The organism is Burkholderia paludis, assembly GCF_000732615.1.
Classification (GTDB): domain Bacteria; phylum Pseudomonadota; class Gammaproteobacteria; order Burkholderiales; family Burkholderiaceae; genus Burkholderia; species Burkholderia paludis.
This window is the reverse complement of the sequence record NZ_JPGL01000016.1, coordinates 49679-71097: the sequence shown is the minus strand read 5'-3', so window position 1 is coordinate 71097 and position 21419 is coordinate 49679. Positions and strand designations below refer to the sequence as shown.

The window sequence follows — 21419 nt, the reverse complement described above, 5'->3', positions numbered from 1 at the left end:
GAACCGCATGACCCACGCCACTTCCGCGCATGACGCGCGCCATGCACGCTACCCGAGCCTCGAGGATCGCGCGGTGCTGATCACGGGCGGCGCGACCGGCATCGGCGCGTCGTTCGTCGAGCACTTCGCGCAGCAGGGCGCGCGCGTCGCGTTCGTCGACCTCGATGCGGCGGCCGGTGCCGCGCTGGCTGAAAGCCTCGCGCACGCGCGCCACGCGCCGCTGTTCCTGCCGTGCGACCTGACCGACATCGACGCGCTGCGCGGTGCGATCGACGCGATCCGCGCCCGCATCGGCGCGATCGCGGTGCTCGTGAACAATGCGGCGAACGACGCGCGCCACGCGATCGGCGACGTGACGCCGGCGTCGTTCGACGCGGGCATCGCGGTGAACCTGCGTCACCAGTTCTTCGCGGCGCAGGCGGTGATCGACGACATGAAGCAGCGGGGCGGCGGCGCGATCATCAATCTCGGCTCGATCAGCTGGATGCTGAAGAACGGCGGTTATCCCGTCTACGTGATGGCGAAGGCGGCCGTGCAGGGGCTGACGCGCGGGCTGGCGCGCGATCTCGGCCCGTTCGGCATCCGCGTGAACTCGCTGGTGCCCGGCTGGGTGATGACCGACAAGCAGCGCCGGCTGTGGCTCGACGACGCGGGCCGCGCGGCGATCAAGGCCGGCCAGTGCCTCGACGCCGAGCTGCTGCCGGCCGATCTTGCACGCATGGCGCTGTTTCTGGCGGCCGACGACAGCCGGATGATCACCGCGCAGGACCTGATCGTCGACGGCGGCTGGGCCTGACCGTTCGCACGACCCGCATCGTTTCTTCGACGAAGGAAAGGAGCTCATCATGACCGCCACGTCCTCGCGCGCATCGTCGTCCACCAGCCAGTCGCGCCGCGCGCGGCTGGCCGCCGCCGCGCAGCCGGTCAGCGCCGGCCCGCAGACAGCCGCGTTCGCGCAGGGCGTCGGCGCCGCGCATGCGGCGGCCGTCACGCTGTCGAATGCGTCGCTGCGGCTGGACGTGCTGCCGCACCTGGGCGGCGGCATCGCGCGCTTCGACTGGCGCGGCGACCACGGCGCGCTGACGCCGGTGTTCCGCCGTTGCGAGCACCCGGAGGCGGCGACGGATCCGAACCAGCTCGCGTGCTATCCGCTGCTGCCGTACTCGAACCGGATCGGCGACGGGCGTTTCGAATGCGACGGCCGCAGCGTCGCGGTGCCGCGCAACCGTCGCGACGAACCGCTGCCGATCCATGGCGACGGCTGGCTCGCGCCGTGGCAGGTGGGCGATGCCACCGACACGTCGCTGCACCTGTCGCTCGATCGCAGCGGCGGCGCGCCGTACGCGTTCCGTGCGTTCCAGTCGTTCGAACTCGACGACGGGACGCTGTCGATTGCGCTGACGATCGAGAATGCGGGGCGTGCCCGGCTGCCGTTCGGGCTCGGCGTGCATCCGTTCCTCGTGCGGGACGCGGCGACCGAGCTGGCGGCGGCGGCCGGCGGGCTGTGGCTGTCGGGCGCCGATTTCCTGCCGGTGCGGCACGTGAGCGTGCCGCCGGCGTGGCAGTTTGGCGTCGCGTATCCGCTGCCGGGCACGCTGGTCAATCACGCGTTCACCGGCTGGGGCGGCCGCGCGACGGTGAGCTGGCCGCGCCGCGGCTTGTCGCTGACGGTCGCGGCCGATGCCGACGCGTACGTGCTCTATACGCCGCCGGGCGAGGATTTCTTCTGCTTCGAGCCGGTCGATCATCCGATCAATGCGGTGAACCTGCCGGGCGGCGCGGCCGCGCACGGGATGACGCTGCTCGCGCCGGGCGAGCGGCTCACGCGGCGTTTCGCGTTCACCGTCGAGCGGGCCGATGCGCGCAGCAATGCCGCGACACGCGAGGGACGCCGGCGACGCGGGTAAAATACGCGGTCTACCAACGGTTTGCCGCGAGTACCCGCCATGTCTTCCCCGCTTACTTTCATTGAATCGCTGCGCGCCGCGTGGCAGCGCACGAATTCGCTGCTGTGCGTCGGCCTCGATCCCGAGCCGTCGCGTTTTCCGGTGCAGTTCGACGGCCAGCCCGACGCGATCTTCGAATTCTGCCGGCAGATCGTCGACGCCACCGCGCAATACGCGAGCGCGTTCAAGCCGCAGATCGCCTACTTCGCCGCGCATCGCGCGGAAGACCAGCTCGAGCGGCTGATCGCGCACATCCACCTGCAGCATCCGGGCCTCCCGGTGATCCTCGACGCGAAGCGCGGCGACATCGGCAGCACGGCCGAGCAGTACGCGCGCGAAGCGTTCGAGCGCTATCGCGCGGACGCGGTCACCGTGAACCCGTACATGGGCTACGACTCGGTCGAGCCGTATTTCGAGCATGAAGGCAAGGGTGTGATCGTGCTGTGCCGCACGTCGAACCCGGGCGGCTCCGACCTGCAATTCCTCGAAACGGGCGCGGCCGGCCATCCGGGCCGCCCGTTGTACCAGGTCGTCGCGGATCTCGCGGCGAACAAGTGGAACGCGAAGAACGGCCAGCTCGCCCTCGTGGTCGGCGCGACGTTCCCGAACGAAATCGAGATCGTGCGCGGGATCGTCGGCGACATGCCGCTGCTGATTCCCGGCATCGGCGCGCAGGGCGGCGACGTGCAGGCGACCGTCAACGCGGGCCGCACGGCCGACGGCACCGGCATGATGATCAACTCGTCGCGCGCGATCCTGTATGCGAGCAACGGCGAGGATTTTGCCGAAGCGGCGGCGCTCGCCGCACAGAAGACCCGCGACACGATCAACGCGCATCGTTGACCGGTCGTGCCGGCCGCCCGCCCGGGCGGCCGGTGCCACGCCTCCTGTCTTTTCCGTCGTTTCCCGCGCAGCCCGGCTCGCACCGGCGTGCGCGGAACTTCCCGGCGTATCCGCATCGCTCGCCCGCGCGACAATCGCGGCGATGCTGCCGCTTGCCGTCGATCTACAACGGAAAGGTCAGGAAAGGCGCAACGCCATGGCCATGCGGTCCCGATGTGTTCCGGGCACGCAGGCCGCGTTGCTTTGCTTGCGCTTCGCCCATGCGGGGATCTTTCGCACGGGCAGGCCGCGCGGCAGAAGTCGCCCGGCCTGCCGGTGACGGCGAACCGCAACCGGATCGTCGCGAAGCCCGATGCGTTCCGGCAAGCGCGGCCGGGGGCGATCAGCCTTCGCGTTCGTCGAGCAGCTTCAGCAGTCCGCGCAGCGCATGCGCGGCCGCCTGCGTGCGGATCTGCTCGCGGTCGCCCTTGAACACGAGCGTCTCGACGTCGGTATGCAGCCGATTGCTCCAGCCGAACGACACGGTGCCGACCGGCTTCTTCTCGCTGCCGCCGGCCGGGCCCGCGATGCCGGTGACGGACAGCGCGACCTGCGCGCGGCTGTTGCGCAGCGCGCCTTCGGCCATCGCGCGCGCGACGGGCTCGCTGACGGCGCCGTGCTTGTCGATCAGATCGTGCGGCACGCCGATCATCTCGATCTTGGCCTGGTTCGAGTACGTGACGAAGCCGCGCTCGAACCACTGGCTGCTGCCGGAAATGTCGGTGATCGCCGCGGCGATCATGCCGCCGGTGCAGGATTCGGCAGTGGCGAGCGACAGATGCTCGTCACGCAGCTTGTTGCCTGCGCGGATCGCAAGCTGATGGACGACGGAATCGGTTGGCATGCGCGTCGGGAAACGGGAGTCGGGAAATCGGTCAGCCGACGACGGAGCGCCACAGGGCGATCACGAGCAGCGTCATGAACGCGGCGACCAGGTCGTCGACCATGATGCCGAGCCCGCCTTTCAGGCGGCGGTCGAAATAGCGGATCGGCGGCGGCTTGAGCATGTCGAAGAAGCGGAACACGACGAACGCCCATAGCTGGCCGACGAAGGTCGCGGGCGTGACGAACAGCATCACGAGCCAGATCGCGACGATCTCGTCCCAGACGACGGCGCCCGGATCGGTGGTGCCCATCTTCCTCGCGGTGAAACCGGTGAGCCACGTGCCCGCCACGAAGCCGATCGCGATCAGCGCCCACCATTCGGGCACCGCCAGGTAGCGGTTGAGCAGCACGAACGTGAGCCAGCCGAACAGCGAACCGAACGTGCCGGGCATGATCGGCGCGAGCCCGCTGCCGAAGCCGAGCGACACGAGGTGCGCCGGGTGCGACAGCATGAAGCGTGCGGTCACGCGCTGCCGCGCCTTCGGCGCGGCGCCGGGAGCAGCCGCGGCGTGCGCGGGCGTCGGGTCAGTCTGCATGGAAGTGGTCGAAACCGTGCAACGTGAGAGCGAGGGGCGCGCCGGCAGCGTCGTACCACGCGATCGCGGGCGGTTCCGACGGCGCGGACAACGCGCGTATTGTACCGATTCGCGTGACCGCCACGCCGGCCGTCGCGCCGGCCGCCTCGACCGCCGCGCGGGCCGCGGCCGGCGCGGTGAAGCAGAGTTCGTAGTCGTCGCCGCCCGCGAGCGTACAGCGTCGCTGCACATCGGGCGGCAGCGTCGCGAGCGCGGCCGAGCGCGGCACCGCGTCGGCGTCGATTTCGGCGCGCACGTTCGAGCGGGCGAGGATGTGCTGCAGATCGCCGGCGAGGCCGTCCGAGATGTCGAGCGCCGCGTGCGCGACGCCCGCGAGCGCCAGGCCGAGCGCGATGCGCGGCTCGGGGCGCTCGAGCGCGCGCCGGAACGCGGCGGCTTCTGCCGCGCCGGCCGCCCATTCGCCGCGGGCGACGCCGAGGCCCGCGCGTGCGTCGCCGAGCGTGCCGGACACCCAGACGTCGTCGCCGTCGCGCGCGGCATCGCGCCGCAATGCCGCGTCGGGCGCGACCTCGCCGAACACGGTCACGCACAGGTTCAGCGGCCCGCTCGTCGTATCGCCGCCGATCAGCTCGCAGCCGAACCGCTCGGCAAGCGCGAACAGCCCGTCGGCGAACGCCTCGAGCCACGCCGCGTCGGCGCGCGGCAGCGCGCACGCGAGCGTGAACGCGCGCGGCTCGGCGCCCATCGCCGCGAGATCGGACAGGTTGACCGCGAGCGTCTTGTGGCCGAGCGCGTCGGCTGCGACATCGGGGAAGAAATGGCGGCCTTCCACCAGCATGTCCGTTGAAATCGCCATCAACTTTCCGGATCGTGGCTCGATCAGCGCGCAATCGTCGCCGATGCCGAGCGTCGACACGCGTGCCCCGCGGGCGGCGCGGCGCGTGAAGAAGCGTTCGATCAGCGAAAACTCGGAGAGGGCGGCTGGCACGGCGGATGATCCGAAACGATAGAGGGAACGGCATTGTACGAGGCGGACGGCGGGGTTCCTGCACCGTTCGGTACATTTTTGTCGCGGCTGTTGCACCCGAATCGCAGGTCTGGCGGCCGGTGATTGGCGCTACAATGCCCCGTCGAAGAGTTATTCTAATCCGCCCGTCACGAGACACATGTCCACGCAATCCTCCTCCAAAGCCAAGCTCCGCGAAGCCGCGCTCGATTATCACGAATTCCCGACGCCCGGGAAAATCGCGATCGCCCCGACCAAGCAGATGATCAACCAGCGTGACCTCGCGCTCGCGTACTCGCCGGGCGTGGCGTATGCGTGCGAGGAGATCGTCGAGAACCCGCTCAACGCGGCGCGCTTCACCGCGCGCAGCAACCTGGTAGGCGTCGTCACGAACGGCACGGCGGTGCTCGGGCTCGGCAACATCGGCCCGCTCGCGTCGAAGCCGGTGATGGAAGGCAAGGCCGTGCTGTTCAAGAAGTTCGCGGGCATCGACGTGTTCGACATCGAGCTGAACGAGTCGGACCCGCACAAGCTCGTCGACGTGATCGCCGCGCTGGAGCCGACCTTCGGCGGGATCAACCTGGAAGACATCAAGGCGCCGGACTGCTTCATCGTCGAGCGCGAAGCGCGCAAGCGGATGAAGATTCCGGTGTTCCACGACGACCAGCACGGCACCGCGATCGTCGTGGCCGCGGCCGTCACGAACGGCCTGAAGGTCGTCAACAAGGACATCAAGAAGGTCAAGCTCGTCGCGTCCGGCGCGGGCGCGGCCGCGCTCGCGTGTCTCGACCTGCTGGTCGATATCGGGCTGCCGCTCGAGAACATCATCGTGACCGACCTGGCCGGCGTGGTCTACAAGGGCCGCACCGAGCTGATGGATCCGGACAAGGAGCGTTTCGCACGCGAAACCGACGCACGGACGCTGGCCGAAGTGATCGACGGCGCGGACATCTTCCTCGGCCTGTCGGCCGCCGGCGTGCTGAAGCAGGAGATGGTGAAGGGCATGGCGGAGCGCCCGCTGATCCTCGCGCTCGCGAATCCGACTCCGGAAATCCTGCCGGAGCTCGCGCTCGAAGTGCGCCCGGACGCCGTGCTGGCCACCGGCCGCACCGATTACCCGAACCAGGTCAACAACGTCCTGTGCTTCCCGTTCATCTTCCGCGGCGCGCTCGACGTCGGCGCGACGACGATCACGCGTGAAATGGAGATCGCGGCGGTCAACGCGATCGCCGAACTCGCGCAGCACGAGCAGAGCGACATCGTCGCGACGGCCTACGGCATCCAGGACCTTTCGTTCGGGCCCGAATACCTGATTCCGAAGCCGTTCGATCCGCGCCTGATCGTGAAGATCGCGCCGGCCGTCGCGCAGGCGGCGATGGACGGCGGCGTCGCGACGCGCCCGATCGAGGACATGGAGGCGTACCGCGTCCACCTCCAGCAGTTCGTGTACCACAGCGGCACGACGATGAAGCCGATCTTCCAGATCGCGCGCGCCGCGCCGGAAGAGAAGAAGCGGGTCGTGTTCGCCGAAGGCGAGGAAGAGCGCGTGTTGCGCGCCGTCCAGATCATCGTCGACGAAAAACTCGCGAAGCCGGTCCTGATCGGCCGCCCGTCGGTGATCGAGCACCGTATCCAGCGCTACGGCCTGCGCCTGACGCCGGGTACCGATTTCACGGTCGTCAACACGGAACACGACGAGCGCTATCGCGACTTCTGGCAGACGTACTACAAGATGATGGCGCGCAAGGGCATCAGCGAGCAGCTTGCGCGCGTCGAGATGCGCCGCCGCACGACGCTGATCGGCTCGATGCTGGTGAAGAAGGGCGAGGCGGACGGGATGATCTGCGGCACGATCAGCACCACGCACCGCCACCTGCACTTCATCGACCAGGTGATCGGCAAGCGCCCGGGCTGCAGCGTGTACGCGGCAATGAACGGCCTCGTGCTGCCGGGCCGCCAGATTTTCCTCGTCGATACGCACGTGAACGTCGATCCGACCCCGGAAGAACTGGCCGAGATCACGATCATGGCCGCGGAAGAGGTGCGCCGCTTCGGCATCGAGCCAAAGGTCGCGCTGCTGTCGCACTCGAATTTCGGCACGAGCAACGCCCCTTCGGCGAAGAAGATGCGCGATACGCTCGCGATCCTGCAGGAACGCGCGCCGGAACTGAAGGTCGACGGCGAGATGCACGGCGATGTCGCGCTCGACGCGGCGCTGCGCAAGGAAATCCTGCCGGAGTCGACGCTGGAAGGCGAAGCGAACCTGCTGATCCTGCCGAACATCGACGCCGCGAACATCGCGTACAACCTGCTGAAGACGGCCGCCGGCAACAACATCGCGATCGGGCCGATCCTGCTGGGCGCCGCGCAGCCGGTGCACGTGCTGACCGAATCAGCGACCGTTCGTCGCATCGTCAACATGGCGGCGCTGCTGGTCGCCGACGTCAACGCCACGCGCTGAGCCGGAACGAGCGCGCGAGGCCGGTCGAACCGGCTCCGCGCGCCGGGCGAAATGTAAACAAAAGCAAAAAGAGGCGTGCCCGCGATGGGCACGCCGCCGGGCAGAGGCGCAAGCGCGCCTCCCTCAAGCAACTACCGGCATCTTCCCACTCCAGGCAGCGAGCGAGGCAAGGAGGCAGGACTTGCCTTCAGGAAGATGCCGCCCGTATTTTATCCTATGTAAGATAAATGTAGTGTTTATGGGGTAAAAAATCTGCAATTCCGGGTATTCCGGGGCTTTCGATCTCCAAACGGACATTGATTCGCGCGGCCAATAACGCTACGCTAACGCCTTTGTTGGTCGTCAACTACTTGATTTAACAGCGGGAACCCTGGTTCATGGCACGCAAGTGGCTCCGCAACGGCGCGCTCGCGTCCGTCTTCGCGATGTTCGCGATGGGTATCGTCGGCACGCCGACGGGCAGTCTGGTTTCCGCCGCTTACGCACGGGAGGCCGTTCCGGCCGACGTGGCCGCGAGCGGGCTCGACACGATTCCGACCGCCCGTCTTCCGCGCGAGGCCGTGACGACGCTGGGCCTGATCGGCGCCGGCGGCCCCTATCCGTACGAGAAAGACGGCGTCGTATTCGGCAATCGCGAACGGATCCTGCCGAAAGCGAAGCGCGGCTACTACCATGAATACACGGTGCCGACGCCGCGCGCCCGCAACCGCGGCGCGCGCCGGATCGTTTGTGGCGGTCCGTTGCGCCGGATCGACAACTGTTATTACACGGGCGACCACTACAACAGTTTTAAACGTATTGTTGAATGACTTCGGGACGAATGGCATGAGCGACTCCATCTACGCGCACGATACGGCGGCGGCGGAACTGTTCGCGGCCGGTGACGGCAATCTGTTTCAGCGCGTGATCCAGCTGCACGCGGCGGCGCAGGCTGTCGGCGCACCGGCGCAACAGGAAGCCGAACCCGGGCTTTCATCGAACGAGGAGCCTATGAGCCTTTTCACGACCGTGCGACCCAACCTCGTGCAGTCGATCCGCGCGTTCCGCGTGCAGGATCTTGCCGACGAAGCCGGCCGGCTCGGCCAGCATTTCCTGTACGCGTATTGCGGCGCCGCGCAGTCGAAGCAGGAAGTGATGGAAACGATCGCGACGTCGTTCCTGTTCCCGAAGCATTTCGGGAAGAACTACGACGCGTTGTACGACAGCCTGACCGACCTCGTGGCGAAGGCCGGCGCGCAGCCCGGTTTCGTGATCGTTCTCGAAGGGCTGCCGATCGCGCAGAAGTTCGACAAGGAAGGGCGCGAGACGCTGCTCGACGTGTTCCGCGAGGCGGCCGAATTCTGGGCCGAACGCAAGGTCGCGTTCCGCGTGTTCTACTCGTTCGCGTAAGCCCGCATCGGCCCGCGGCCGATCCGGCAAGAAGCCCGCTTCGAGCGGGCTTTTTTGCGCGCGTACGGCGCGCGCGCTGGCGTGGCGTGGCGCAGGCCGGCCCCGGTCTTTCATCGGCCCCCTTTTTTTCGCGACAATCCCGGTCAGCCTGGCTGCGGCCGCCGCATCGGGCACTCAAAACAAACCATCGAGAGAGGGCTGTCTTCCCATGAGCATTTCCCGTTCCGCACGCGCCGCCGTGCTGTCCCTGCTGGCTGCGGCGGGTGTCGCGCACGCCGCGCCGCTGACGCCCGAGCAGACCGTCGACCTTTACATCGGCGCATTCGTCAACGGCGACATGTCGAAGGCCCGCGCATTCAACGATGCGGTCCGCGCGAGTTACGGCGGGAAGGACGCGCTCGACGTCGACGTTCTGTCGAAGCTCGGCGAGTCGTTGCGAAAGAATCTGGCCAGCGGCGTGCTCGCGTCGATGCCGCCGAAGGTCGGCGCCGCATTGCGTCCGTCGGCCGAGACCATGGCCGCGGCCTATCAGCGCGCGATCAACCGGTCGGCGTGCGAGGCGACCGGGGCATCGCAACGGCCGAACCCGGCGGTCGCCGGCGCAACGGTCGCGACCGTCGAATTCGCCTGCCGCGTGGCGAATGCCGGGCCGGGCGGGAAGGCGCTGGAGGCCAGACTGGGCCCCGATCGACGCCTGAAGAACGATGCGGCGCGCATTGCCGCGTTCAAGGCGGTCCTGACCGGTCTCGCGCAGGTTCTGGACGACGCACCGGTCACGCTGCCGGTGACGGGCAAGATCGATGTGTACAGCCTCGACGGCGGCTGGACGACCGGTAGCCCCGAAGACGTGCTGATGCCGGTGATCGACGCGTTGCGGGATTCGATGCCGGATGGTGCGCCGGCCGACAGGTAAGGCGCGATACATCGCGGCGCCGCCGCACACCGCTTGCCGGCGGGGCGGCCGGCAGGATCCCGCGCATTGCGGGATCGAGGGCGGGCGCGTGCCGCACCGCCGGGCGGAGGCACGGCCCGTTCGTTACCACCCGCCCCAGCGCGCCGCGAGTGCCGCGAGCACGGCGGCGCCCGCCGTCTCGGTGCGCAGCACGCGGGGCCCGAGCGACAGCGCGGTGAAGCCGCGCGCCCGCGCCGCGTTTTCTTCGTCGGGCGACAGCCCGCCTTCGGGCCCGATCAGCAGCGTGACAGTTGCCGCGGGCGGCGCGTCGGGCAGCGATGCGAACGGGATGCTGGCACGCGGCGACAGAAGCAGCCGCAACTCGCCGTCGGCCGGCGCGGCCGGCAGCGCATCGAGCCACGCATGGAAGCCGGCTATCGCGGCGACGTCGGGCACCCGGTTGCGCCCGCATTGTTCGCATGACGCGCGCACGACGCCGCGCCAGTGTGCGACGCGCTTGTCCGCGCGTTCGCCGGCGAGCTTCACGACGCCGCGCGCGGTCGACAGCGGCACGACCGCCGCGACGCCCAGCTCGACGGCCTTCTCGATCACCCAGTCCATCTTGTCGCCGCCGGCGATGCCTTGCGCGAGCGTCACGCGATAGGGCGGCTCGGCCTCGGCCGGCTCGAATGTGTCGATCTGCGCGAGCGCGCTGCGCTTGTCGATCTCGACGAGTCGTGCGCGGTACTGGCCGCCCGTGCCGTCGAACAGCGCGAGTGCGTCGCCGGGCTGCAGGCGCAGCACCTGCGCGTGGCGCGCGACGTCGGCCGGCAGCGCGAGCGTGGCGTCGGCGCGCAGCGCGGCGTCGACGAAAAAGCGCGGCACGGCCGCGGTGGTGGTGGCTTCGGTCATGCGTGTCACTGTGTCGTTCATGTGTCGAGACGGCGCCCGAGGGCCCATCGGTAGCCGTCGAGATCCTCGATCTGCGCGAAGCGGTCGCCCCAGAACTGGTCCTGCGGCGCGGTCAGCGACCGGGCGCCCGCGTCGAGCGCGCGCTGCCACGTGGCGTCGACGTCGTCGACATACAAATAGAAGGATTGCGGTGCGGTGGCGTTCGCGCTTTTCGGCGTGAGCGCGGTCGAACCGAACGCGCCCTCGGGCGCGAACATCACGATCAGCTGGCCGCGATAGGCCATCTCGACGTGCATGATCGCGCCGTCTTCGTCGTGCAGGTCGCGCAACTCGAAGCCGAATGCGGCCTTGAAGAACTCGATGGCGGCGCGCGCGTTGCGTACGGCCAGGTAGGGTGTCAACCAAGGCACGTTGGCCGGACGTGGATCGGTCATGAAAATCTCCTGTGTTGGCGCTTCGGCGCTTGCTTCGATTCCGTGCCCAGGCGTTCGTTCAGGGGGCGCCGCGTGTTCGCTCCGGTGCCGCGCATCGCACATCCGGCGACGCCGCGATGGCGCGGTGCGGCAGTGCCGCGGTGCGGTGTGGCGGCCCGGGCCGCCTAGCGGCGGACGCCCAGTGTATCGCGCAGCGCGCGCGGCAGGGCAAAGAGGGACGCATGCAGCCGCGCGTCGTAGTAGCGCAAACCCTGGACGTGGCGGGCGGCGAGCCGGTCGTCGATGTCGTGCGCGAACAGCGCGGCGGCGTCGAGCGTGTCGCTCGCGATCGCCATCAGCCACTGCGAGCCGTACAGCGGCACGTGTGCGGACAGCGGATCGACGACCGCGAAGCTCGCGCGCAGGTCGTCGAGCAGCGCGGCGATCCGCGCCGCGTGGAACACCGGCGAGCCGAGGTGCATCGAGATCGCGCCGCACGGCGCGAGGATCCGCTTGAGCCGTGCGTAGAACGCGCGCGTATAGAGGCCGGCCGCCGGCGAATCGGGCGGCGTGAGGTCGAACACGACGAGATCGAAATGCTCGACGGTCGACTCGACGAAATGCGCGGCGTCGCCGATCACGACCTCGACGCGCGGATCGTCGAGCGCGCCCTGGTGCACGTCGTCGAGATAGCGGCGCGCCATCCCGATCACTTCGTCGTCGAGTTCCGCGACCACGATCCGCTCGATGCATGCATGCTTGAGCAACTGGCGCGCCGCGCCGCCGTCGCCGCCGCCGAGCACGAGCGCCCGGCGCGGCGACGGGTGCGCGAGCGCGGCCGGGTGCGTCATGCACTCGTGGTAGACGTACTCGTCGCCGACCGACGTCATCGGCCGGCCGTCCAGCGTGAACAGGCGGCCGAGCTGCGGGGTTTCCCAGACTTCGATCCGCTGGTGCGGGGACGCGACGTGCGCGAGCCGCCGGGCGTTCGGGAACCCGTAGGTGGCGTCGGGCGTAGGGTGGAAAAGTAGCGTGGTGCTCACGGGCGGGCCGTTGGGGGCAGGCAGTTCCGACGCCTGAATTATAGGAGGCGTGCGGTTTGGCTGAAAACCGTGCCGGAACACTAGGCGCGGACAAGGGAAATGTCAGCCCATCTGTTAAAATGTCGAGCTTTGCAGCCTCGTCCGTAGGCTCCGTCCGCTTCGCGTCCGTCAGGCGCCGCACCGCGCGCCGGGAACGATCGACGCCCGAGCTTCCGGATGCCGCCGTGCCCCGTTTCCTCGACTCGTTCTCCGGACTCGACATGACGACTTCGTCTCCCGCCTCTACCACCCTGATGGCCAACGCGATCCGCGCGCTCGCGATGGATGCCGTCCAGCAAGCGAACTCCGGCCACCCCGGCATGCCGATGGGCATGGCCGAAATCGGCGTCGCGCTCTGGTCGCGCCACCTGAAGCACAACCCGACGAATCCGCACTGGGCGGACCGCGACCGCTTCGTGCTGTCGAACGGCCATGGCTCGATGCTGCTGTACGCGCTGCTGCACCTGACCGGCTACGACCTGCCGATGGAAGAGCTGAAGAACTTCCGCCAGCTGCACTCGAAGACGCCGGGTCACCCGGAGTACGGCATCACGCCGGGGGTCGAGACGACCACCGGCCCGCTCGGCCAGGGCCTCGCGAACGCGGTCGGCATGGCGCTCGGCGAAGCGCTGATGGCGGACGAATTCAACCGCGACGGCGCGAAGATCGTCGATCACCACACGTACGTGTTCCTCGGCGACGGCTGCCTGATGGAAGGCATCTCGCACGAAGCCTGCTCGCTCGCCGGCACGCTGAAGCTGAACAAGCTGATCGCGCTGTACGACGACAACGGCATCTCGATCGACGGCGACGTCGTGAACTGGTTCCACGACGACACGCCGAAGCGCTTCGAAGCGTACGGCTGGAACGTGATCCCGAACGTGAACGGCCATGACGTCGACGCGGTCGACGCGGCCATCGCGAAGGCGAAGCTGTCGGACAAGCCGACGCTGATCTGCTGCAAGACGGTGATCGGCCAGGGCGCGGCAACCAAGGCCGGCGGCCACGACGTGCACGGCGCGGCGCTCGGCGCGGAAGAAATCGCGAAGACGCGCGAAGCGCTCGGCTGGACCTGGGCGCCGTTCGTGATTCCGCAGGAAGTCTATGCGGCGTGGGACGCGAAGGAAGCCGGCAAGCACGCGGAAACCGAATGGGATGCGACGTTCGCGCAGTATCGCGCGCAGTTCCCGGCGGAAGCGGCCGAATTCGAGCGCCGGATGGCCAACGCGCTGCCGGCCGACTGGGCCGAAAAGGCCGCGGCGATCATCGCCGGCGCGAACGAGCGCGGCGAGACGGTGGCGACCCGCAAGGCGTCGCAGCAGGCGATCGAAGGCCTGGCCGCCGCACTGCCGGAACTGCTCGGCGGCTCGGCCGACCTGACCGGCTCGAACCTGACCAACTGGAAGGCCTCGAAGGCCGTCCGCGCGAATCCGCAAGGCCCGGGCGTCGCGCTCGGCAACCACATCAACTACGGCGTGCGCGAATTCGGCATGAGCGCCGCGATCAACGGCCTCGCGCTGCATGGCGGCCACAAGCCGTTCGGCGGCACGTTCCTGACGTTCTCCGACTACAGCCGCAACGCGCTGCGCGTGGCCGCGCTGATGAAGGTGCCGTCGATCTTCGTGTTCACGCACGATTCGATCGGCCTCGGCGAAGACGGCCCGACGCACCAGTCGATCGAGCACGTGTCGAGCCTGCGCCTGATCCCGAACCACGACGTGTGGCGTCCGGCCGACACGGTCGAGACGGCCGTCGCGTGGACCCACGCAGTTGCCGCAGACCGTCCGTCGAGCCTGATCTTCAGCCGCCAGAACCTCGCGTTCAACCCGCGTACCGATGCGCAGATCGCGAACATCGACAAGGGCGGCTACGTGCTGAAGGACTGGGACGAAGAGATCGTCGCGCGCAAGATCATCCTGATCGCGACGGGCTCGGAAGTCGAACTCGCGATGAAGGCCGTCGAGCCGCTCGCGCAGCAGGGCATCGCGGCCCGCGTCGTGTCGATGCCGTCGACCAACGTGTTCGACCGCCAGGACGCCGAATACCGCGAACGCGTGCTGCCGCACGGCGTGCGCCGCGTCGCGATCGAAGCGGGCGTGACGGCCTTCTGGCACAAGTACGTCGGCCTCGAAGGCGGCGTCGTCGGGATCGACACGTTCGGCGAATCGGCGCCGGCCGGCGTGCTGTTCAAGCACTTCGGCTTCACCGTCGAGCACGTCGTCGAAACCGCGAAGGCCGTGCTGGCCTGAGAACCTACGCGACGCGCGCCACCCCTCGCGCGCGTCGCACCGTGAAGCTGCACGAAACGAATTTTTTCAGCCATCAGGAGATAGACCATGACGATTCGCGTCGCAATCAACGGCTACGGCCGTATCGGCCGCAACACGCTGCGCGCGTTCTATGAAAACGGCAAGAAGCACGATCTCGAGATCGTCGCGATCAACGACCTGGGCGATGCGAAGACCAACGCGCACCTGACCCAGTACGACACCGCGCACGGCAAGTTCCCGGGCGAAGTGTCGGTCGACGGCGATTACCTCGTCGTGAACGGCGACAAGATCCGCGTGCTGGCGAACCGCAACCCGGCCGAACTGCCGTGGGGCGAGCTGGGCGTCGACGTCGTGATGGAATGCACGGGCTTCTTCACGACCAAGGAAAAGGCCAGCGCGCACCTGAAGGGCGGCGCGAAGAAGGTGATCATCTCGGCGCCGGGCGGCAAGGACGTCGACGCAACGATCGTCTACGGCGTGAACCACAACGTGCTGAAGGCCGAGCACACGGTCATCTCGAACGCATCGTGCACGACGAACTGCCTCGCACCGCTCGTCAAGCCGCTGAACGACAAGATCGGCCTCGAAACCGGCCTGATGACGACGATCCACGCGTACACGAACGACCAGGTGCTGACGGACGTCTATCACGAAGACCTGCGCCGTGCGCGTTCGGCGACCCACAGCCAGATCCCGACGAAGACGGGCGCTGCGTCGGCCGTCGGCCTCGTGCTGCCGGAACTGAACGGCAAGCTCGACGGCTACGCGATCCGCGTCCCGACGATCAACGTGTCGGTCGTCGACCTGTCGTTCATCGCCAAGCGCGACACGACGGTCGAGGAAGTCAACGCGATCATGAAGGAAGCATCGGAAGGCGCGCTGAAGGGCATCCTCGGCTACAACGACGCACCGCTGGTGTCGATCGACTTCAACCACAACCCGGCTTCGTCGACGTTCGACGCGACGCTGACCAAGGTGTCGGGCCGCCTCGTCAAGGTGTCGAGCTGGTACGACAACGAGTGGGGTTTCTCGAACCGCATGCTGGATACGGCAGTCGCGTTCGCGAACGCGAAGTAATCGCCGCGTTGCGCAGCCGCCGCCAGGCGGCCTGCGCGGCGAACGAGCCCGGCCCGGTTTTCCGGCCGGGCTTTTTTATTGTCCGGGCTCAGGGCCCCGGCGTTGCCGTCACCTGCTCGAGCGCGGCGACGAAGGCGCGCTTCAGCGGGCTGTCGAGGTCGGTCCACGCGAGGCCGATGCCGGTGCGGTGTCCGGCCAGATCGAGCGGCCGCGCGAGCACGTTCGGCGGCAGCGCGCTGGCGGCTTCCGCCGGGATCAGCCCGATGCCCATCCCCGCCGCGACGAGCGCCAGCATCGTCGTGAATTCGCCGAACTCCTGTGCAATCTCGAGCGTCGTGCCCGCGCGGCTCAGCGCGAGCAGCATGTCGTCGTGAAAGCCCGGCGCGTAGCGGCGCGCGAGTACGAACGCCGGCTGGCCGCGCAGCGCCGCCGGCGCGATCGCGTCGTGTGCGGCCAGCGGATGGTCGAGCGGCAGCGCGACGACGAAGCCTTCCTCGAGCACCACGCGCGTGTCGATGCCCGCATAGGCGGCCGGCAGCCGGATCATCCCGAAGTCGATCCGCCGGTCGCGCAGCGCGGCGATCTGGTCGGGCGTCGGCATGTCCTTCAGTTCGAGCGCGATCAGTGGATAGCGCTCGCGCATCGTGCGCAGCACGGCCGGCAGCAGCGCGGACAGCACCGACGACACGAACGCGATCCGCAGCGTGCCGATCTCGCCGCGGCTCGACAGCCGCGCCATCTGCTCCGCGCGCGCGGCCTGCTGCAGCGTGGCGCGGGCTTCGGGCAGGAACACGCGCCCCGTGTCGCTCAGCTCGACCTTGTGCCGGTCGCGCTCGAACAGGCGCGCGCCGAGTTCTTCCTCGAGCGCCTTGATCTGCATGCTCAGCGCGGGCTGCACGATGAACAGGCGCTGCGCGGCGCGCCCGAAATGCAGCTCTTCCGCGAGCGTGACGAAGGCGCGCAATTGCTTGAGTTCCATGGGCGGCGGGTACGGGAGATCGGTAATCAGATTTCATGATAACCGGATCAAAAAAGACCATTGGCACGGCCCCCGGCCGGCGGCCGAAGATACCGTCAACGCGAGACCGGCCGCGACGGGCAGCCGGCTCCCTTGGCACGAGGAGACACGCATGACCCACGCGCTTGACCGGTTCCGCCTCGACGGCCGCCGCGCACTGATTACCGGTTCCGGACGCGGGATCGGGCTGACGCTCGCCCGCGGGCTGGCCGAAGCCGGCGCCGCGATCGTCATCAACGATCGCAATGAGGAGAAGGCCGCGACGCTCGTGCGGCACCTGCGCGAGGAAGGCTTCACGGCCGACTACGCAGTATTCGACGTCGCCGAGCATGCGCAGGTGCGTGCGGCGGTCGACGATTTCGAGGCGCGCGTCGGCGCGATCGACATCCTCGTGAACAACGCGGGCATCCAGCGCCGCGCGCCGCTCGACGCGTTCGAGCCCGACGACTGGCAGGCGCTGATGCGCGTGAACCTCGACGGCGTGTTCAACGTCGCGCAGGCCGTCGCGCGGCACATGATCGCGCGCGGCCGCGGGAAGATCATCAACATCTGCTCGGTGCAGAGCGAGCTTGCGCGGCCGACGATCGCGCCGTATGCGGCGACCAAGGGCGCTGTGCGGATGCTGACGAAAGGCATGTGCGCCGACTGGGCGCGCCACGGCATCCAGGCCAACGGCCTCGCACCCGGCTATTTCGAAACCGAACTCAACCGCGCGCTGGTCGATGACGCGGCGTTCTCGGACTGGCTGTGCAAGCGCACGCCGGCCGGCCGCTGGGGGCGCGTCGACGAGCTGTGCGGCGCGGCGATTTTCCTCGCGTCGGCCGCATCCGATTTCGTGAACGGCCAGACGCTGTTCGTCGACGGCGGCCTGACCGCCGCCGTCTGAGCGGCGGCGTTCGCGCCGTCGCGCCGGCCACGGCCGGCATCCGAATTCCCAGAAGAGCCCGCCGCACGAGCGGGCCGATGTCCCGGCGCGCATCGCGCGACCCGGTTCCGGAACGGAAGCAGGAGACAGGAGACAACGATGGACCGCACTTTCCCGCCGCCCGCGCGGCACGATGCAGGCTCCGGCGCGCCGGGCGAAACCGTCGAGCGCCGCGGCGTCGACCCCAAGCAGCTCAACCGCGCGGCGTGGACCTGCTCGCTGGGCAGCGCGCTTGAATACTACGATTTCGCGTTGTACACGCTCGCATCGGCGCTGGTGTTCGGGCCGCTGTTCTTTCCCGGGCAGACCGCCGAGATGCGGCTGATCGCGAGTTTCGGCACCTACTTCGTCGGCTTCGCGGTGCGCCCGCTCGGTGGTGTTGTGTTCGGCGTGCTCGGCGACCGGATCGGCCGCAAGTTCGTGCTGACGGCGACGGTGCTGCTGATGGGCGTCGCGAGCACGCTGATCGGCGTGCTGCCGACCTTCGAAACGGCAGGCTACTGGGCCCCCGCGCTGCTCGTCCTGCTACGGATCCTGCAGGGCCTCGGCGCCGGCGCCGAGCAGGCCGGCGCCGCGGTGCTGATGACCGAATACGCGCCGCCGGGCAAACGCGGCTTCTATGCGTCGCTGCCGTTCCTGGGCATCCAGCTCGGCACGGTGCTCGCGGCCGCCGTCTATTTCCTGCTGCTCGCGAACCTCGACCGCGTGACGGACGGCTGGGGCTGGCGCGTGCCGTTCCTGTTCAGCGCGGTGATCGTCGCGGTCGGGATCTACATGCGCGTGCGGCTGCACGAGTCGCCGACCTTCGTGCGGCTCGAGAAGCGTGCGCAGGTACTGGCGAATCCGCTGAAGAGCGCCGTGCAGCATTCGAAGCGCTCGTTGCTGATCGGCATCGGCCTGCGGATGGCCGAGAACGGCGGCTCGTCGATCTACCAGGCGCTCGCCGTCAGCTATCTCGCGGGCGTGATCGGGATGAAGGGGCCGATCGGCGCGCTCGCGCTGGTGTGCGCGGCAACCGTCGGCGCGTGCACGGTGCCGCTGGCGGGCCGGCTGAGCGACCGCTTCGGCCGCGTGCGGGTGTATCGCACGTTCGCGTGGCTGCAACTCGCGCTCGCGTTCCCGGTGTGGTGGATCTTCAGCCAGGGGAACGTGGTGGCAAGCGTCGTCGCGATCTCGGTCGCGCAGGGCTTCGCGAACTGGGGGATGCTCGGCGCGCAGGCCGCGCTGCTGCCCGAACTGTTCGGCGCGCGTCACCGCTACATGGGCGTGTCGTTCTCGCGCGAAGTGTCGGCGGTGCTCGCGGGCGGGATCGCGCCGCTCGTCGGCGCGACGATCATCGCGACGGTGATCGCGCTGCATGGGGGTGACCACACGGCCGGCGTGCGCGCGTGGGTGCCGATCGCCGCGTACCTGGTGCTGCTGACGCTGATCACGCTGTTCACGACGGCGCGGATGCCCGAAACGCTGAACCGCGATCTCGACGATCCGCTCGACGCCGCGCAGGCGGCGCCGACACCGGATGCCGACCCGCTCGCCCGGCACGCATGACCGGGCCGGGCGGCCGATGCGGCCCGGCACGCTTTCGCATTCAATTTACCTCGACAGGAGCAAGCGCAGATGGCGCAAGAATCGATCCAGCGGCCCGAACTGCTGATGACGGGCCCTTACCAGCCGTGGGACGACGCCTGGCTGACGGCCGGCTATGACGTCCACCGGCTGTGGGAAGCCGCCGACCGCGCGGCGTTCCTCGCCGAGCACGGCGCCGGCGTGCGCGCGCTCGCGACGCGCGGCGATCTCGGCGCGAATGCGGAACTGATCGCCGCGCTGCCGAAGCTCGAGATCATCGCGTGCTACGGCGTCGGCACCGACGCGATCGATCTCGCCGCGGCGCGCGCACGCGGCATTCGCGTGACGAATACGCCCGACGTGCTGACCGGCGACGTGGCCGATCTCGGCGTCGGGCTCGCGCTCGCGATGATGCGCCGGATCGACGCCGGCGACGCCTACGTGCGTTCCGGCGCGTGGCGCGACGGCGACATGCCGCTCGTCACGCGGCTCTACGGCAAGCGCGTCGGCGTGGTCGGCTTCGGCCGGATCGGCTCGACGCTCGCGCGCCGGCTGTCCGGCTTCGACGTCGAGCTCGGCTACTTCGACGTCGCGCCGCGCGCGGACAGCCCGCACCGTTTCTTCGGCGACCTCGCCGAGCTGGCCGGCTGGTGCGACCTGCTGATCGTCACGCTCGCGGGCGGGCCGACGACACGCCACCTCGTCGACGCCGCCGTGCTCGACGCGCTCGGGCCGAAGGGCTATCTCGTGAACGTGTCGCGCGGCACGACCGTCGACGAACCGGCGCTGCTCGATGCGCTCGAGCGCAACGCGATCGCCGGCGCGGCGCTCGACGTGTTCTGGAACGAACCGCGCATCGACCCGCGTTTCCTCGCGTTGCCGAACGTGCTGCTGCAGCCGCACCATGCGAGCGGGACGATCGAGACGCGCCAGGCGATGGGCTGGCTGGTGCGCGACAACCTCGCCGCGCACTTCGCCGGCGAGCCGCTGCTCACGCCGGTCGCCTGAGGAGGGTGTCATGCGTATGCGTTGCATGTGTGTCGTGATCCACGGGCCGAACGACCTGCGGGTCGAGGGGCAGGACGCGGGCGAGATCGGCCCGGGCCAGGTGCGCGTCGATGTCGCGATGGGCGGCATCTGCGGCTCCGACCTTCATTACTTCCGGCACGGCGGGTTCGGCGCGATCCGGCTGCAGCAGCCGATGGTGCTCGGTCACGAGGTGGCCGGCACGGTCGCGGAAGTGGCGCCGGACGTGACGTCGGTGAGGGTCGGCGATCGCGTCGCGGTCAATCCGAGCCGGCCGTGCGGTGCATGCCGCTACTGCCTCGAAGGGCTGCCGAACCAGTGTCTCGACATGCGCTTCTACGGCAGCGCGATGCGGATGCCGCACGTGCAGGGGGCGTTTCGCAACGCGCTCGTGTGCGACGCGGGGCAGTGCGTGAAGGTGGCCGATCACGTGCCGCTGTCGCTCGCGGCGCTCGCCGAGCCGTTCGCGGTCGGGCTGCATGCGGTGTCGCGCGCGGGCCCGCTGATCGGCAAGCGCGTGCTCGTGTCGGGGTGCGGGCCGATCGGCGTGCTGGCGGTCGCGGCGGCGCGCGTGCATGGTGCGGCGGAGATCGTCGCGACCGACGTGGTCGATGCGCCGCTGGCGGTGGCGGGCGCGCTGGGCGCCGATCGCATGATCAATGCGTCGGCCGATGCCGGGTGGGTCGAGCGCTACGGCGCCGACAAGGGCACGTTCGACGTGATGATCGAGTGTTCCGGCAATGCGCGCGCGCTGCGCGACGGGCTGGAGGTGATGCGGCCGCGCGGCGTCGTCGTGCAGCTCGGGCTCGGCGGCGACGTCAGCCTGCCGCAGAACGTCGTGGTCGCGAAGGAGCTGTCGATCTGCGGTTCGTTCCGCTTCCATGCGGAATTCGCGCTCGCGGTGCAGTTGATCAACGCGGGGCGCGTCGACCTGCGGCCCGCCGTCACGCGCGTGTTCCCGATGCGCGACGCGAACCTCGCGTTCGAGCTGGCCGGCGACCGGCAGCGAGCGATGAAGGTGCTGATCGATTTCGCGGACGAGGCCGCGTGACGGCCCGGCGCCTGCGCGCAGTACCATCGGCAGGCCGGCATCGTTGAAAAAGGCACGCCCGCGATCCGCGCGGCGTGCTTTT

At 69.0% G+C, this 21419-nt stretch carries 20 protein-coding genes; 13 read left to right on the top strand and 7 right to left on the bottom strand.

The annotated features are described in order from the left end of the window. Positions 1-7 precede the first annotated feature (7 nt). The 3 genes from GQ56_RS0112050 to pyrF are packed head-to-tail and all read left to right on the top strand — an operon-like array spanning position 8 to position 2789. Positions 8-796 (top strand): SDR family NAD(P)-dependent oxidoreductase, encoded by a 789-nt coding sequence (locus GQ56_RS0112050; protein ID WP_031398897.1) that lies wholly within the window; start codon positions 8-10, stop codon positions 794-796. Positions 797-845: 49 nt separating this feature from the next. Then, a complete protein-coding gene (locus GQ56_RS0112045) occupies positions 846-1907 on the top strand; it encodes an aldose 1-epimerase (protein ID WP_031398896.1) in 1062 nt (353 codons plus the stop codon). A gap of 39 nt (positions 1908-1946) precedes the next feature. Beyond that, positions 1947-2789, top strand: coding sequence for an orotidine-5'-phosphate decarboxylase (gene pyrF / locus GQ56_RS0112040; protein WP_031398895.1), 843 nt, complete (start codon positions 1947-1949; stop codon positions 2787-2789). Between the two features lie 382 nt (positions 2790-3171). On the opposite strand, the gene GQ56_RS0112035 is transcribed toward pyrF, so the two are convergent. Genes GQ56_RS0112035 through thiL form a run of 3 tightly spaced genes read right to left on the bottom strand, consistent with a single transcriptional unit; the run spans position 3172 to position 5237 of the window. After that, on the bottom strand, positions 3172-3672 hold the full coding sequence (locus tag GQ56_RS0112035; protein ID WP_031398894.1) for a CinA family protein: 501 nt from the start codon (positions 3670-3672) through the stop codon (positions 3172-3174). Between the two features lie 31 nt (positions 3673-3703). Continuing rightward, positions 3704-4249 carry a phosphatidylglycerophosphatase A family protein gene (locus GQ56_RS0112030; protein WP_031398893.1) on the bottom strand — a complete coding sequence of 182 codons (546 nt, stop codon included), beginning with the start codon at positions 4247-4249 and terminating at the stop codon, positions 3704-3706. Continuing rightward, on the bottom strand, positions 4239-5237 hold the full coding sequence (thiL, locus tag GQ56_RS0112025) for a thiamine-phosphate kinase (RefSeq protein WP_031398892.1): 999 nt from the start codon (positions 5235-5237) through the stop codon (positions 4239-4241). Before thiL ends, GQ56_RS0112030 begins: the two co-directional genes overlap by 11 nt. Positions 5238-5415: 178 nt before the next feature. Here thiL and GQ56_RS0112020 point away from each other — a divergent pair, with 178 nt between their 5' ends. From GQ56_RS0112020 to GQ56_RS0112005, 4 genes are all read left to right on the top strand, one after another. Then, positions 5416-7716 (top strand): NADP-dependent malic enzyme, encoded by a 2301-nt coding sequence (locus tag GQ56_RS0112020; protein WP_031398891.1) that lies wholly within the window; start codon positions 5416-5418, stop codon positions 7714-7716. Between the two features lie 377 nt (positions 7717-8093). Next, positions 8094-8525 carry a ribonuclease domain-containing protein gene (locus GQ56_RS0112015; protein ID WP_031398890.1) on the top strand — a complete coding sequence of 144 codons (432 nt, stop codon included), beginning with the start codon at positions 8094-8096 and terminating at the stop codon, positions 8523-8525. 16 nt (positions 8526-8541) lie between these two features. Further along, entirely contained in the window at positions 8542-9105 is a 564-nt protein-coding gene (locus GQ56_RS0112010) for a barstar family protein (protein ID WP_031398889.1), read from the top strand. A 208-nt stretch (positions 9106-9313) separates the two neighbouring features. Next, positions 9314-10018: a hypothetical protein gene (locus GQ56_RS0112005; RefSeq protein WP_031398888.1), complete on the top strand. Its 705-nt coding sequence runs from the start codon at positions 9314-9316 to the stop codon at positions 10016-10018. 123 nt (positions 10019-10141) lie between these two features. Here GQ56_RS0112005 and GQ56_RS0112000 read toward each other — a convergent pair whose 3' ends face one another. The 3 genes from GQ56_RS0112000 to speE form a co-directional block, all read right to left on the bottom strand. Further along, the gene (locus GQ56_RS0112000) at positions 10142-10909 is read right to left on the bottom strand and encodes a 16S rRNA (uracil(1498)-N(3))-methyltransferase (protein WP_031398887.1); all 768 of its coding nucleotides are present in this window, start codon (positions 10907-10909) and stop codon (positions 10142-10144) included. 17 nt (positions 10910-10926) lie between these two features. Beyond that, positions 10927-11343: a VOC family protein gene (locus GQ56_RS0111995; RefSeq protein ID WP_031398886.1), complete on the bottom strand. Its 417-nt coding sequence runs from the start codon at positions 11341-11343 to the stop codon at positions 10927-10929. Positions 11344-11507: 164 nt separating this feature from the next. Continuing rightward, positions 11508-12365 carry a polyamine aminopropyltransferase gene (speE, locus tag GQ56_RS0111990; protein WP_031398885.1) on the bottom strand — a complete coding sequence of 286 codons (858 nt, stop codon included), beginning with the start codon at positions 12363-12365 and terminating at the stop codon, positions 11508-11510. A 260-nt stretch (positions 12366-12625) separates the two neighbouring features. Between speE and tkt the strand changes: the two genes are divergently transcribed. Both tkt and gap read left to right on the top strand, forming a co-directional pair. Further along, entirely contained in the window at positions 12626-14653 is a 2028-nt protein-coding gene (gene tkt / locus GQ56_RS0111985; RefSeq protein WP_052001294.1) for a transketolase, read from the top strand. Positions 14654-14740: 87 nt separating this feature from the next. After that, entirely contained in the window at positions 14741-15751 is a 1011-nt protein-coding gene (gene gap / locus GQ56_RS0111980; protein WP_014898111.1) for a type I glyceraldehyde-3-phosphate dehydrogenase, read from the top strand. Between the two features lie 88 nt (positions 15752-15839). Here the strand turns inward: gap and GQ56_RS0111975 are convergent, their stop codons facing one another. Then, positions 15840-16730, bottom strand: a complete 891-nt coding sequence (locus GQ56_RS0111975) for a LysR substrate-binding domain-containing protein (protein ID WP_031398883.1) — start codon at positions 16728-16730, stop codon at positions 15840-15842. A 151-nt stretch (positions 16731-16881) separates the two neighbouring features. On the opposite strand from GQ56_RS0111975, the gene GQ56_RS0111970 reads away from it, so the two are divergent. The 4 genes from GQ56_RS0111970 to GQ56_RS0111955 all read left to right on the top strand — a co-directional run bounded on the left by GQ56_RS0111970 (position 16882) and on the right by GQ56_RS0111955 (position 21337). Next, the gene (locus GQ56_RS0111970) at positions 16882-17655 is read left to right on the top strand and encodes an SDR family NAD(P)-dependent oxidoreductase (protein WP_031398882.1); all 774 of its coding nucleotides are present in this window, start codon (positions 16882-16884) and stop codon (positions 17653-17655) included. 138 nt (positions 17656-17793) lie between these two features. Continuing rightward, complete coding sequence (locus tag GQ56_RS0111965; protein ID WP_031398881.1) at positions 17794-19242, top strand: MFS transporter; 1449 nt, start codon at positions 17794-17796, stop codon at positions 19240-19242. 69 nt (positions 19243-19311) lie between these two features. Further along, positions 19312-20268, top strand: a complete 957-nt coding sequence (locus GQ56_RS0111960) for a 2-hydroxyacid dehydrogenase (protein WP_031398880.1) — start codon at positions 19312-19314, stop codon at positions 20266-20268. 10 nt (positions 20269-20278) lie between these two features. Further along, a complete protein-coding gene (locus GQ56_RS0111955) occupies positions 20279-21337 on the top strand; it encodes an L-idonate 5-dehydrogenase (RefSeq protein ID WP_031398879.1) in 1059 nt (352 codons plus the stop codon). The last annotated feature ends 82 nt before the right edge of the window (positions 21338-21419 follow it).